Annotated in this window: 13 protein-coding genes; 7 read left to right on the forward strand and 6 right to left on the reverse strand. The window is 69.8% G+C overall.

The window, feature by feature from the left end; translation table 11 throughout:
- Window positions 1-106 precede the first annotated feature (106 nt).
- Complete coding sequence (locus KF708C_RS22105) at window positions 107-994, reverse strand: LysR family transcriptional regulator (protein ID WP_059413311.1); 888 nt, start codon at window positions 992-994, stop codon at window positions 107-109.
- Window positions 995-1,130: 136 nt separating this feature from the next.
- Here KF708C_RS22105 and KF708C_RS22110 point away from each other — a divergent pair, with 136 nt between their 5' ends.
- Window positions 1,131-1,538: a DoxX family protein gene (locus KF708C_RS22110; RefSeq protein ID WP_059413312.1), complete on the forward strand. Its 408-nt coding sequence runs from the start codon at window positions 1,131-1,133 to the stop codon at window positions 1,536-1,538.
- A 557-nt stretch (window positions 1,539-2,095) separates the two neighbouring features.
- Here the strand turns inward: KF708C_RS22110 and KF708C_RS22115 are convergent.
- The 4 genes from KF708C_RS22115 to glpK all read right to left on the reverse strand — a co-directional run bounded on the left by KF708C_RS22115 (window position 2,096) and on the right by glpK (window position 6,251).
- On the reverse strand, window positions 2,096-2,482 hold the full coding sequence (locus KF708C_RS22115; RefSeq protein WP_020202326.1) for a hypothetical protein: 387 nt from the start codon (window positions 2,480-2,482) through the stop codon (window positions 2,096-2,098).
- Between the two features lie 76 nt (window positions 2,483-2,558).
- Entirely contained in the window at window positions 2,559-2,933 is a 375-nt protein-coding gene (locus tag KF708C_RS22120; RefSeq protein ID WP_020202327.1) for an MliC family protein, read from the reverse strand.
- A gap of 26 nt (window positions 2,934-2,959) precedes the next feature.
- The gene (locus KF708C_RS22125) at window positions 2,960-4,564 is read right to left on the reverse strand and encodes a glycerol-3-phosphate dehydrogenase/oxidase (protein WP_020202328.1); all 1,605 of its coding nucleotides are present in this window, start codon (window positions 4,562-4,564) and stop codon (window positions 2,960-2,962) included.
- A 100-nt stretch (window positions 4,565-4,664) separates the two neighbouring features.
- Window positions 4,665-6,251 (reverse strand): glycerol kinase GlpK, encoded by a 1,587-nt coding sequence (gene glpK / locus KF708C_RS22130; RefSeq protein WP_059413313.1) that lies wholly within the window; start codon window positions 6,249-6,251, stop codon window positions 4,665-4,667.
- A gap of 66 nt (window positions 6,252-6,317) precedes the next feature.
- On the opposite strand from glpK, the gene KF708C_RS22135 reads away from it, so the two are divergent.
- Together KF708C_RS22135 and purU are read left to right on the forward strand one after the other, a co-directional pair.
- Window positions 6,318-7,172, forward strand: coding sequence for an NUDIX hydrolase (locus KF708C_RS22135; RefSeq protein WP_020202330.1), 855 nt, complete (start codon window positions 6,318-6,320; stop codon window positions 7,170-7,172).
- 29 nt (window positions 7,173-7,201) lie between these two features.
- The gene (gene purU, locus KF708C_RS22140) at window positions 7,202-8,068 is read left to right on the forward strand and encodes a formyltetrahydrofolate deformylase (protein ID WP_020202331.1); all 867 of its coding nucleotides are present in this window, start codon (window positions 7,202-7,204) and stop codon (window positions 8,066-8,068) included.
- Between the two features lie 73 nt (window positions 8,069-8,141).
- On the opposite strand, the gene KF708C_RS22145 is transcribed toward purU, so the two are convergent.
- Window positions 8,142-8,909: a DeoR/GlpR family DNA-binding transcription regulator gene (locus KF708C_RS22145; protein WP_020202332.1), complete on the reverse strand. Its 768-nt coding sequence runs from the start codon at window positions 8,907-8,909 to the stop codon at window positions 8,142-8,144.
- A 156-nt stretch (window positions 8,910-9,065) separates the two neighbouring features.
- Here KF708C_RS22145 and KF708C_RS22150 point away from each other — a divergent pair, with 156 nt between their 5' ends.
- Genes KF708C_RS22150 through KF708C_RS22165 form a run of 4 tightly spaced genes read left to right on the forward strand, consistent with a single transcriptional unit; the run spans window position 9,066 to window position 12,990 of the window.
- Window positions 9,066-10,169 carry an ABC transporter ATP-binding protein gene (locus KF708C_RS22150; protein WP_059413314.1) on the forward strand — a complete coding sequence of 368 codons (1,104 nt, stop codon included), beginning with the start codon at window positions 9,066-9,068 and terminating at the stop codon, window positions 10,167-10,169.
- Window position 10,170: 1 nt separating this feature from the next.
- A complete protein-coding gene (locus KF708C_RS22155; protein WP_059413415.1) occupies window positions 10,171-11,277 on the forward strand; it encodes an ABC transporter ATP-binding protein in 1,107 nt (368 codons plus the stop codon).
- A gap of 5 nt (window positions 11,278-11,282) precedes the next feature.
- On the forward strand, window positions 11,283-12,176 hold the full coding sequence (locus KF708C_RS22160) for a carbohydrate ABC transporter permease (protein WP_029043452.1): 894 nt from the start codon (window positions 11,283-11,285) through the stop codon (window positions 12,174-12,176).
- Window positions 12,169-12,990 (forward strand): carbohydrate ABC transporter permease, encoded by an 822-nt coding sequence (locus KF708C_RS22165; protein ID WP_020202336.1) that lies wholly within the window; start codon window positions 12,169-12,171, stop codon window positions 12,988-12,990. Before KF708C_RS22160 ends, KF708C_RS22165 begins: the two co-directional genes overlap by 8 nt.
- Window positions 12,991-13,081: the final 91 nt, after the last annotated feature.

A 13,081-nucleotide genomic window follows, 5' to 3' on the forward strand; every position in this document is an offset into this window, starting at 1 on the left:
ATACGCTTCGCCAGGATAACGCGCCGGCGGAGACGCTGGCGCGGGCGAGCCCGTCGGCATCCCATCGACGAAAGCGCAGCGCGCGCGGGTGCCCGTTGGCATGCTCCTACCCATTATTTGGCTCCAGGCGCTCGCGCCAGCCCCGGATCTGCTGCGCCACGTGATCCATGAATGCTCGGGTCCGGCCCGAGTGCCGCAGATGCGGGTGCGTCAGCAGCCACAGGCTGGGCGAAAGCCGCCGGGGCGGAAATTCCAGCAATTCCAGGCCCGTGCCGTGCGCCATGAAGCAGGGCAGTGCGGTCGCTCCGGTTCCGTTTTCGGCAAGCCGGCGCAGCGCCACGAATGAATCGGCAGTGGCGGCGACGGCGGCATTGCCGATACGCTCGCGCAGCCATGTGCCGATCGGCCCTTGCGCGAGATGGCCGTCGGGCAGCAGCCACGCCTGGCCGGCAGGTTCATGGCCGCGTGCCCGGATAGAGGCCGGCGCGGCATACAAGCCCCAGTCCATGCGCGCCAAAGGCTTGCCGACCCAGGCGGGCGGCGGCTCGTGCGTGGGGCGCAAGGCCACGTCGGCCTCGCGCCGGTCCAGATCCAGCCGGGCATTCGTGATGCGCATTTCCACCGTGATTGCCGGGAACCGTTCGTGGAAGGCACGCAGGATGTCCGGCAGGATGCCGTCGGCGAGGGAATCCGTTGTGGTGAAGCGTACCGGGCCGGCCAGGCCCGCGGCCTGTCCTTCCACCTCGCGCCGGGCCCCGGTGAGGGCGCGTTCGAATGCCTCGCCGATGTCGATGAAACGCTGGCCCGCGTCCGTGGGGACGTAGCCGGTTTGCAGGCGGTCGAAGAGCGCCGTGCCGACCTCCTGTTCGAGCACGTGCAGGCGTCGCAGCACGGTGGCGTGCGATACCCCCAGCGCGCGCGCCGCGCCCGCCGCCGATCCGCCGCGCGCCATGGCCAGCAGGTGGCGCAGATCATTCCAGTCGAGGTCTTTCATGGGGAGTCGCCGCGCTGGGCAGGACTTGCCGGGTGGCTGTTCATTTTTGTGTAGTCGATGTCCAAATATAGCTATTTTCGAACATATTGGCGCGGTTCACTATGACGGCATCTTCTTCATCAAGGTGCCATTCATCATGTTGGACAACAAAACGGCCCCATACGGGGCGCTATTGCTCCGCCTCCTGCTCGGCGCGTCTTTCCTGGCCCACGTCAGCGTGAAGCTATTCGTCTTCACGGTGCCTGGTTTCGTCGGCTATTTCGGCTCGCAGGGATTGCCGCCGCTGATGGCCTATCTGGCGATCGCGCTGGAGCTGCTGGGCGGCCTGGCGCTGATCTTCGGCGTCTATGCGCGCTGGGTGGCCGTACCACTGGTGTTCGAACTGCTGGGCACCATTGCCGTGGTGCATGGCAAGCTCGGCTGGGAGTTCAACAACAAGGGCGGCGGCTGGGAATATCCCGCGTTCTGGGCGGCCGCCCTGGTCGCCTTCATCCTGCTGGGCGATGGCCGCTGCGCTCTGCGTCCGTCGCGCCGGGCGGGCTGAACGCGCAGGCCGAAGGCTAAACGGTCGATGCGGCGGCGTTGCTCCCGCGCCTGCCGGGGGCGTCCGTTGGTCCGTTGCGGGGGCTCGGGGATTCGGGAAAGGGACGACCACCACCGAGGCTTGATCGCCAAAACGGCAAGCCCATTGGCAAAAAGCGCAGCCCGCGGGCTGCGCTTTCGTTTTCAGGGTCTGGCCGCTTCATGTCGCGGCAGGCCGCGCGCGCCGGCGCGCGATCAGTGCACGAACAGCCAGATCAGCAGCAGCACGAAGGCCGGGACACCGAGCAGCCAGGCGAGAACGTAGGGCATGATTTCCTTCCTTTTTCGCTGTTTCCACGACTCCACTGTAGGGGGCGGGTCTCGCGGGCGGTGTCCGGCGGTTTCCCCTTGCCATGTAGGAGGGGGCTGACTTGCCGGGAGGCGGGGAAATCCGGTGCGGCGGAAGGCGGCCGGAGGGGAATGGCGGGGGATGGCGGCGGGCGTGGCGCCGGCAACGGCGGCCGGGAGGCCGTCATTGCCGGTCGAGGCAGGCGCTCGCCGGCGGCGAGGCCCGGTCCTTCAGTCCTCTTCGTCTTCCTCGGATTCGAGGAAATCGCGGCGCAGCAGCCAGTTCGTGATGGCTTCGTCGCAGACCTTCTTGAGCTTGTTCTTGTCCGGCAGGCTGTCGAACAGCTCGAAGTTCACCAGCGCCAGGCCGGCGTCGGTGATGTAGAACAGGCGGCCGGGCTCGTCGTAATGCACGATGCGCCCGTCGATGCCGTTTTCCTCGCTGTCGGCCGGCATGTCTTCCAGTTCCACCACCCGGCAGGTGAAGCGCGGGCTGCGGGTATGGGTCAGATATTCAAACTCGTCATGCATCACCTCGCCGCCCTTGGGCGTGAAGATGGCGAAACCCCAGATGAAGCGGGGCATCGGCAGATCGGACAGATCGTCAATCTCGTCCATGGTGTTCTCCCTGATTCGATAAGCCGCATTATCGCTCAGCGGGAGCCCCGGCGACCAATGTCGTGCGGCGGGAGGCTTATTTCACCGCCTTGCAATTGGCGTAGGCGGGCGGCGCGTCGTCGCCCCGGGTCAGGTCCTGGAGCCGGCCTTCGTCGCCCTTGGTGATCCATTGGTGGATGCCGTGCGCGTAGCGCGCGCCGGAGCCGGTCAGCACGCTGACGAACAGCAGCGGCGGCTTGCCGTCGAGGCGCAGGATGGCGATCTGGTTGTCCGCGCCGTTGAAATAGCGGGCAGTGAGCTGCCTGCCCTCGTCGCAGCGGTAGCGCACCGTGCGCGGGGCATCGAAGCGCACGCCGTCGATGCCGGGCCGGGCCTGCGCCGGAAGCGCCGCCAGGCCGAGCGTGCAGGCCAGGGCGGCGGCGAGGCAATGCTTTGGAAAGCGCGGCGGCATGGCGGCTCCTGGCTGGCGTGCGGGCATCACGACAGCATATAACCGCTGGCCAGCGAACGGAAGCTCTCCACCTCGGCGGCCTGCCAGGCGGCGTCGTGGCCGTGCTCCTCGGCCAGGATCTGCGCCACGCGCGGCGCGGCGGCGCTGGCGGCGCCGGCTTCGAGGAACAGCGCGCGGTTGCGCCGCGCCAGCACGTCTTCCACGCGCCGCGCCAGCTCGAAGCGCGCGGCGAAGCGCACGTGGGCGGCGCTCAGGCCGGAGCCGGGCACGAGGATCTCGTCCGTGCCGGGCAGCGCGCGCAGCATGGCGAGCTCGTTGCCGTAGTAGCGGTCGGGCGAGCCGGTGCCGGCCGCGGGCAGGTCGGCGGGCAGGCCCCGCGCGCCGTGCAGCGGCAGGTCGGCGGTCACGCACGGCGCGGCCGGCAGCATCTTGCGCTCGATGGCGGTGCCGATCACGTCCTGCGCCATGCGCCGGTAGGTGGTCCACTTGCCGCCGGTGACGGTGATCAGGCCGCCCCGGGACACCAGGATGGTGTGCTCGCGCGAGAGCGAGGCGGTGGAGGCCTCGCCGGTGGCCTTGACCAGCGGGCGCAGGCCGGCCCATACGCTGGTCACGTCGGCGCGCGTGGGCGTGCGCGACAGGTAGCGCGCCGCGGTTTCCAGGATGAAGTCGACGTCGTCGGCGCCCGCGCGCGGCTCCAGCGGCAGGTCCTTGCGCGGCGTGTCGGTGGTGCCGACGATGGTGTGGCCGTTCCACGGCACCACGAACAGCACGCGGCCGTCGTCGGTCTTGGGGATCAGGATGGCGCGCTCGCCCGGCAGGAAGCTGCGCGGCAGCGTCAGGTGCACGCCCTGGCTCGGCGCCACCATGCCGCGCGCCTGGCCGTCCTCCATCTGGCGGATGGCGTCCACCCACACGCCGGTGGCATTGATCACGCAGCCGGCCTCGAGCGCGAAGCTGGCGCCGCCGAGCACGTCCTGCACGGTGACGCCGGCGATCACGCCGTTCTTCTGCGACAGGCCGGTCACGCGCATGTAGTTGACGGCGGTGCCGCCCACGTCGAACAGCGTGCGCATCAGCGCGATGGCCAGGCGGGCATCGTCGAACTGGCCGTCGAAGTACAGGTTGCCGCCGCGCAGCGGGCGCCCGCCCACGTGCTCGGCCAGCGTGGGCGCGGCGGCCAGCGTCTCGCGGTGGTTGAGCCAGCGGCTGCCGGACAGGTTGAGGCCGCCGGCCAGCAGGTCGTAGACCTTGAGGCCGATGCCGTAGAAGGGCTGGTCGAACAACTGGTAGGCCGGCACCACGAAGCCCAGCGGCCACACCAGGTGCGGCGCGTTGCGCGCCAGCAGCCCGCGCTCGTGCAGCGCCTCGCGCACCAGGCTGATGTTGCCCTGCGCCAGGTAGCGCACGCCGCCGTGGACCAGCTTGGTGGCCTTGCTCGAGGTGCCCTTGGCGAAGTCGGCGGCTTCCACCAGCAGCGTGCGGTAGCCGCGCGAGGCGGCGTCCACCGCGGTGCCCAGGCCGGTGGCGCCGCCGCCGATGACGATCACGTCCCACCTGGGTTCGCGCTCGAGCGTGGCGAGCAGCGCGGCGCGGTCGGGCGGCAGGGCGGGGGAGGACAGTGTCTGCATGATTCCTTGTCTGATGCGGTTGCCTGGGGCGGTTGCCTGGGGCGGTTCGGCCCGGTGTGGCGATGTGGCGATGTGGCTCTGGGCTGTCCGGGCGGGCCGGTCAGCCGGCGGCGTGCGGCGGCGCGCCGTCCTCGCGCGCCCAGTCGCGCGCGCGCTCCACCGCGCGGTGCCAGCGCCACAAGCGGTAGGCGCGCGCGTCGGCGGACAGGTTGGGTTCGAAGCGGTGCTCCACCTGCCACTGGCTGGCGATTTCTTCCTCGCCGCTCCAGTAGCCGGTGGCCAGCCCGGCCAGGTAGGCGGCGCCCAGCGCCGTGGTCTCGGTCACGCGCGGGCGCACCACCACCGTGCCGAGCAGGTCGGCCTGCATCTGCATCAGCAGGTCGCTGCGCGAGGCGCCGCCGTCCACGCGCAGCTCGGCCAGCGCGATGCCGGCGTCCTTCTGCATGGCGTCCAGCACGTCCACGCTCTGCAGCGCGATCGACTCCAGCGCCGCGCGCGCGATATGCGGGCGGCCGGTGCCGCGCGTGATGCCCACCAGCGTGCCGCGCGCGAACGGGTCCCAGTGCGGCGCGCCGAGGCCGGCGAAGGCCGGCACCAGCACCACGCCATCGGTATCCTCGCACTGGCGCGCGAGCGGCTCCGCCTCGGGCGCGCTGTTGATGATCTGCAGGCCGTCGCGCAGCCACTGGATGGTGGCGCCGCCCATGAACACGCCGCCTTCGAGGCAGTATTGCGTGCGCGCGGCGGCGGGCGCGGCGCCGCCGAGCTGCCAGCCGATGGTGGTGAGCAGCCGGTTGTGCGAGGCGACCGGCTGCGCGCCGGTGTTCATCAGCAGGAAGCAGCCGGTGCCGTAGGTGTTCTTGGCCATGCCCGGCGACAGGCAGGCCTGGCCGTAGGTGGCGGCTTGCTGGTCGCCGGCGATGCCGGCGATCGGGATCTCCGCGCCGAACCAGCGCGCCGCCGTGCGCGCCACCTCGCCGCTGGACGGCGCCACCTCGGGCAGCAGGCTGCGCGGGATGTCGAGCACGCCGAGCAGGGCATCGTCCCAGGCGAACGTGTGGATGTTGAACAGCAGCGTGCGCGAGGCGTTGGAGACGTCGGTGACGTGGCGCCTGCCGTCGGTGAGCTGCCAGATCAGCCAGCTGTCCACGGTGCCGAAGGCGAGCTCGCCGCGCGCGGCGCGTTCGCGCGCGCCTTCGATGTTGTCCAGCATCCAGCGCAGCTTGGTGCCGGAGAAATAGGCGTCGATGATGAGCCCGGTGCGCGCGCGGAACAGCTCGCCGTGGCCCTCGGCCTGCAGCGCCTCGCACAGCGGCGCGGTGCGGCGGTCCTGCCAGACCAGCGCGCGCCCGACCGGCTCGCCGGTCTTGCGGTCCCACAGCACGGTGGTCTCGCGCTGGTTGGTGATGCCGATGGCCTGCACCTGGCTGGCGGCCACGCCGGCGTCGCCGAGCACTTCGTGCGCCACCGCCAGCTGCGACTGCCAGATCTCGTAGGGATCGTGCTCGACGTGGCCGGGGTGCGGGTAATATTGCCGGAATTCGCGCTGGGCGACCCGCACCACGTTGCCGGCGTGATCGAACAGGATGGCGCGCGAGCTGCTGGTGCCCTGGTCCAGCGCGAGCACGTAGCGGGGCTGGCCGGGCGACTGGCCGCGGGGCTGGCCCGTGGGCTGGGTTTGCGTCATGCCTTTTTTCCTGGATTTCCTGGATGCCATGCGACGGGCGCGCCATCGTGGCGGCCCGCAATATTCATGTCCGATACTTCGTTTCTCTCCCGCATCGCCGCGTCGCTGGCGGCGCGCAGCCGCTTCGACGCCGGGGCCCACTTCAAGCTGACCGTGGACGGCCGGCAGGTCGGCTGGCTGCCGCGCGCGCATGCGCGCATCCTGCGCGCGCAGGATGCGGTGCCCGCGGTGCTGGCCAATGAGGTGGCCGGCACGGTGGCGCTGCTCCCGGGCCGCGCGGAGCCCGCCGCGCGCAGCGAGGCGCTGGCCACGCTGGCGCGCTGGCTGGCGGAGGCCGGCCACGTGCGCGGCTGGCGCGACGAGCTGTTCGCGGTCACGCCGGCGCTGGAGGCGCCCGCGTTCGCGGTGATCGAGCGCGCCGCGGCGCGTTTCCTCGGCCTGCTGACCTTCGCCTCGCACATGAACGGCGTGATCGCCGGCGAGCGCGCGTTGTGGATCTCGCGGCGCAGCGCCGCCAAGGCGGTCGACCCCGGCATGTGGGACAACCTGGTGGCCGGCGGCATGCCCGCCGGCAGCGATCCGCTCGCCACGCTGGTGCGCGAGTGCGACGAGGAGTCCGGCATCCCGCCCGCGCTGGCGCGCCGCGCCGAGGCGCACGGCGTGATCGAGGTGCTGCGCGAAATCCCCGAAGGCGTGCAGTGGGAGGCGGTGTACGTGTACGACCTGCCGCTGCCGGCGGACTTCACGCCGCACAACCGCGACGGCGAGGTGGCCGAGCACCGCCGTATCGAGCCCGAGGCATTGCTTGCTATCATGGCGGATGGCGCCATGACCGTCGACGCGACGCTGGTGACGCTGGATACGCTCGCGCGGCGCGGCTGGAGCCCCGCCGCGGGCGAGGCCGGCACCCGCAGCGCATGATCGGCGCGCACTCGACAGAACCACACACGATGAGCAATACCGGATTCATTCTCACCATTTCCTGCCCGGACCAGCCGGGCATCGTCCATGCCGTCTCGGGCCTGCTGTTCCAGCACGGCTGCAACATCGTCGACTCCGACCAGTTCGGCGATGAATTCACCGGCCGCTTCTTCATGCGCGTGCATTTCACGCCGAGCGCGGGCGGTCCCGACCTGGCCGCGCTCAAGGCCGCGTTCGCCCCGATTGGCGACCAGTTCGGCATGCAGTGGGAATTGTTCGACGCCAGCGTCAAGCCGCGCGTGATGATCATGGTGTCGAAGATCGGCCATTGCCTCAACGACCTGCTGTTCCGCGCCAAGGCCAGCGGCCTGCCGGTGGAGATCGCCGCCATCGTGTCGAACCACCGCGACTTCTACCAGCTCGCCGCGTCCTACGACATCCCGTTCTTCCACCTGCCGCTGATGAACAGCTCCGCCGAGCAGAAGGCCGCGCAGGAAGCCAAGGTGTTCGAGGTGGTGCGCGAGCAGAACATCGACCTGGTGGTGCTGGCGCGCTACATGCAGGTGCTCAGCGACGACCTGTGCCGCAAGCTGGCCGGGCGCGCCATCAACATCCACCATTCGTTCCTGCCCAGCTTCAAGGGCGCCAAGCCGTACTACCAGGCGCACGACCGCGGCGTGAAGCTGATCGGCGCCACCGCGCACTACGTCACGGCGGACCTCGACGAAGGCCCGATCATCGAGCAGGAGATCGAGCGCGTGGACCACAGCATGGCTCCCGAGCAGCTCACCGCGGTGGGCCGCGACGTGGAGTGCGTGGCGCTGGCGCGCGCGGTCAAATGGCACGCCGAGCACCGCATCCTCATCAACGGCCACAAGACCATCGTCTTCAAGTAAGCCCGCTCGCGCATGGCCGGCGCGTTCCGCGCCCGGCCCGCGCGCATGGCGCGCGCGCCGCAGGCCGCCGCGTTCAGTCCCGGGCGACCACACAGCTCACTCCGCTGTCTTCCAGCATCTGCCCGAACGGCGGCTTGAGCGGCTCGTCGGTAAACAGCCGGTCGATCTCCGACAGGTGCGCCAGCTCCACCATCGCCTGGCGGTTGAACTTGCTGGCGTCGGCCGCCAGCCAGATCTCGCGCGAATGCTCGATGATGGTCCGCGCCACCTTCACTTCGCGGAAATCGTAGTCGCGCAGCGTGCCGTCGGCCTCGATGCCCGAGATGCCGATCAGGCCGATGTCCACCTTGAACTGGCGGATGAACTCCACCGTGGCCTCGCCCACGATGCCGCGGTCGCGCGAGCGCAGCACGCCGCCGGCCACGATGACCTCGCAGTCGGGGTTGTCGGCCAGGATGCTGGCCACGTTCAGGTTGTTGGTGATCACGCGCAGGCCGCGGTGGTGGATCAGCTCGCGCGCGATTTCCTCCACCGTGGTGCCGATGTTCAGGATCAGCGAGCAGCCCTCCGGCACCGCGCCGGCCACCGCGCGCGCGATGCGCGCCTTGCCCTCGGCGTTGAGCACCTGCCGCTGCCGGTAGGCGATGTTCTCCACGGTCGACCCCTCCACCCGCACGCCGCCGTGAAAGCGCGCCAGCATGCCGTTGCCGGCCAGCAGGTTGACGTCGCGGCGGACCGTCTGCAGGGTCACGCCGAACTTGCGGGCGAGTTCGTCGATGGAGGCGAAGCCCTGGCTGCGTACCTCTTCGAGCAGGGCGGTCTGGCGTGGATTCAAGGTCATGCCGGCATTCTAGTTCAAACACAAACGAAAACAAATGATGCGGTGCATGATTGTTTTATGTTCGTTTTTGCACTAAAACGAGCGGAAAGCAAAAGTTTGTGCGTCCGCATCATCGCTGTTCATGTGATGCGGTGAGCATACGAATCCGGAGACCCGATGCAGCTCAGATTGGAAGGCATCGCCCAGCACGCAGGTTCGCAGGCGTATCTGTATCCCATGTCGCTGGCGCCCGTGCCGGGCGCCGTGACCATCCTGCTGGGCGCCACGCAGGCCGGCAAGACCTCGCTGATGCGGGTCATGGCGGGGCTGGACCGGCCCAGCGCCGGGCGCGTGGAGGTGGACGGCGCGGACGTGACCGGCGTGCCGGTGCGCGAGCGCAACGTGTCGATGGTCTACCAGCAGTTCATCAACTATCCCTCGCTGAGCGTCTTCGACAATATCGCCTCGCCGCTCAGGCTGCGCCGCGCGAAGGACATCGGCGCCCAGGTGCGGGCGCTGGCGGCGCGGCTGCACATCGACCACCTGCTCGATCGCCTGCCGGCCGAGCTGTCGGGCGGGCAGCAGCAGCGCGTGGCGCTGGCGCGCGCGCTGGCCAAGGGCGCGCCGCTGATGCTGCTCGACGAGCCGCTGGTGAACCTGGACTACAAGCTGCGCGAGGAACTGCGCGAGGAGCTCACGCAACTGTTCGCGCATGGCGACGCCACCGTGATCTACGCCACCACCGAGCCCGGCGAGGCGCTGCTGCTGGGCGGCCACACCGCCGTGCTGGACGCGGGCGAGCTGCTGCAATACGGCCCCACGCCGGACGTCTTCCACTATCCCGACTCACTGCGCGTGGCGCGCGCGTTCAGCGATCCGCCGATGAACCTGATGGCCGGCGACCTGCGCGGCGGGATCGTGACCCTGCCGGGCGGCATCGCCGTGCCGCTGCCGGCGGCCGCGGCCCACGCCGGCCCGGTGACGGTGGGCGTGCGCGCCGGCGCGCTGCGCCTGGACGCCGCGTCCGGCATGGTGCCGGTGGCGGGCACGGTGGCGCTGGCCGAGCTGTCTGGCTCGGACACCTTCGTGCACATGGACTCGCCGGTCGGCAACCTGGTGGCGCAGTTCCCGGGCGTGGTCGACCTGCAGCTGGGCGCACCGCTCACGCTGCAGCTCGACCCGGCGCAACTGTATCTGTTCGACGCGGCCGGCAAGCGCATCCATGCGCCGGCGCGGCCGCAGCGCGCGGCGGCGCCGCTGGCCGCGGGGCGGGGAGCCTGACATGGCGCGCATCGACCTCGACCTGTCCCATTCCTACCGCCCGGACCCGCAGTCCGACGAAGACTACGCGCTGCTGCCGCTGAAGTTCACCTTCGAGGACGGCGGCGCGTACGCGCTGCTGGGGCCGTCCGGCTGCGGCAAGACCACGCTGCTCAACTGCATCTCCGGCCTGCTGCGGCCGTCGCACGGCACCATCGCGTTCGACGGGCGCGACGTGACCGCGGCCACGCCGCAGGCGCGCAACATCGCCCAGGTGTTCCAGTTCCCGGTGATCTACGACACCATGACGGTGGGCGAGAACCTCGCCTTCCCGCTGCGCAACCGCGGCGTGGCGCCGGCCCAGGTCAGGCAGCGCGTGGGCCGCGTGGCCGAGATGCTGGACCTGTCCGCGTCGCTGGACCGGCGCGCCAGCGGGCTGGCCGCCGACGCCAAGCAGAAGATCTCGCTGGGCCGCGGGCTGGTGCGGCAGGACGTCTCGGCGATCCTGTTCGACGAGCCGCTCACGGTGATCGACCCGCACCTCAAATGGCAGCTGCGGCGCAAGCTCAAGGAGATCCACCACGAGTTCCGCCTCACGCTGATCTACGTCACGCACGACCAGACCGAGGCGCTCACCTTCGCCGAGCAGGTGCTGGTGATGTCGCGCGGCAAGGCGGTGCAGGTGGGCTCGGCGGACGCGCTGTTCGAGCGGCCCGCGCATACCTTCGTCGGCAACTTCATCGGCTCGCCCGGCATGAATTTCCTGGACGCGCAGTGGCGCGACGGCGCCATCGAGATCGCCGGGCGGCGCTACATGCCCGAGCTGGCCGCGCCGGCGGCCGTCGCGCTGGGGGCCGCCGGCGGCTTCAAGGTGGGGGTGCGCCCGGAATACCTGCGGCTGGCCGCCGGCAACGATCCGCAGGCGCTGCCGGCGCGCGTGGAGCGCGCGCAGGACATCGGCACCTACTGGCTGGTCACGGCCACCGTGCAGGACGCCGGCGGCGCGCCCGCGCTGGTGCGCGCGCGGCTCGGCAACGAGGCCGCCGGGCTGGCGCCGGGCCAGACCGTGTGGCTGTCGGTGTTCAACCGCCATACCTGTTATTACGTCAACGAGGAGCTGGTGGCATGAGCACGCTGAAGCCCGTCAACCAGAAGGCCTGGCTGCTGGTGATCCCGGTGGTGCTGTGCGTGGCGTTCTCCGCCATCCTGCCGCTGATGACCATCGTCAACTACTCGGTGCAGGACATCATCTCGCCCGAGCGGCGCGTGTTCGTCGGCACCGAGTGGTTCCGCACCGTGCTGCGCGACGGCGAGCTGCACGACGCGCTGCTGCGCCAGCTCGGCTTTTCGCTCGCGGTGCTGGCGGTGGAGATCCCGCTGGGCATCCTGCTGGCGCTGTCGATGCCGGCGAAGGGGTGGAAGGCCTCGGCGGTGCTGGTGGTGATCGCGCTGTCGCTGCTGATCCCGTGGAACGTGGTGGGCACCATCTGGCAGATCTTCGGGCGCACCGACATCGGCCTGCTCGGCGCCGCGCTCGCCGGACTGGGCTTCGACTACAACTATACCGGCAGCGCGGTCGACGCCTGGGTCACGGTGCTGGTGATGGACGTGTGGCACTGGACGCCGCTGGTGGCGCTGCTGTGCTACGCCGGCCTGCGCGCGATTCCCGACGCCTACTACCAGGCCGCGCAGATCGACGGCGCCTCGCGCCTGGCGGTGTTCCGCTACATCCAGCTGCCCAAGCTGCGCGGCGTGCTGATGATCGCGGTGCTGCTGCGCTTCATGGACAGCTTCATGATCTACACCGAGCCGTTCGTGCTGACCGGCGGCGGGCCCGGCAACGCCACCACCTTCCTGTCGCAGTACCTGACGCAGAAGGCCGTGGGCCAGTTCGACCTGGGCCCGGCGGCGGCGTTCTCGATCGTCTATTTCCTCATCATCCTGCTCATGTGCTTCGTCCTCTACAACTGGATGCAGCGCGCGGGTACCGCCGGTAGCGCCGGCAGCGAGGACATGCCCCATGCGTGACGCCCAGCGGCGCGCGGCCTATGGCCGCGCCATCTTCCTCGTGGCCTATCTGGTGTTCGCCGTGCTGCCGATCTACTGGATGCTGAACATGTCGTTCAAGTCCAACGAGGAGATCGTCTCCACGCTGTCGCTGTGGCCGAACGACTTCACGCTGGACCACTACAAGACCATCTTCACCGATGCGTCGTGGTACTCCGGCTATGTCAACTCGATGATCTACGTGGCCATGAACACCGTGATCTCGATCACGGTGGCGCTGCCCGCGGCCTATGCGTTCTCGCGCTACCGCTTCATCGGCGACAAGCACGTGTTCTTCTGGCTGCTGACCAACCGCATGACGCCGCCGGCGGTGTTCCTGCTGCCGTTCTTCCAGCTCTACACCACCATCGGCCTGATGGACACGCACCTGGGCGTGGCGCTCGCGCACCTGGTGTTCAACGTGCCGCTGGCGGTGTGGATCCTGGAAGGCTTCATGTCCGGCGTGCCGCGCGAGATCGACGAGACCGCGTACGTGGACGGCTATTCGTTCCCGCGCTTCTTCCTGACCATCTTCCTGCCGCTGATCAAGGCGGGCGTCGGCGTGGCGGCGTTCTTCTGCTTCATGTTCAGCTGGGTGGAGCTGCTGCTGGCGCGCACGCTGACCTCGGTCAACGCCAAGCCCATCGTCGCCACCATGACGCGCACGGTGTCGGCCTCGGGCATGGACTGGGGCGTGCTGGCCGCGGCGGGCGTGCTGACCATCGTGCCGGGCGGCATCGTGATCTGGTTCGTGCGGCACTACATCGCGAAGGGTTTCGCGATGGGGCGCGTTTAAGACGTCGTTTCAAAAAGATCCTGGCGTCGTTGCGCGGCCTTGTCGTACCGGTTGTACTGCCCGCGGCCGCGCGCCTGGCCAGGACCGCTTC

This window comes from Cupriavidus basilensis (assembly GCF_000876015.1).
Classification (GTDB): domain Bacteria; phylum Pseudomonadota; class Gammaproteobacteria; order Burkholderiales; family Burkholderiaceae; genus Cupriavidus; species Cupriavidus basilensis_B.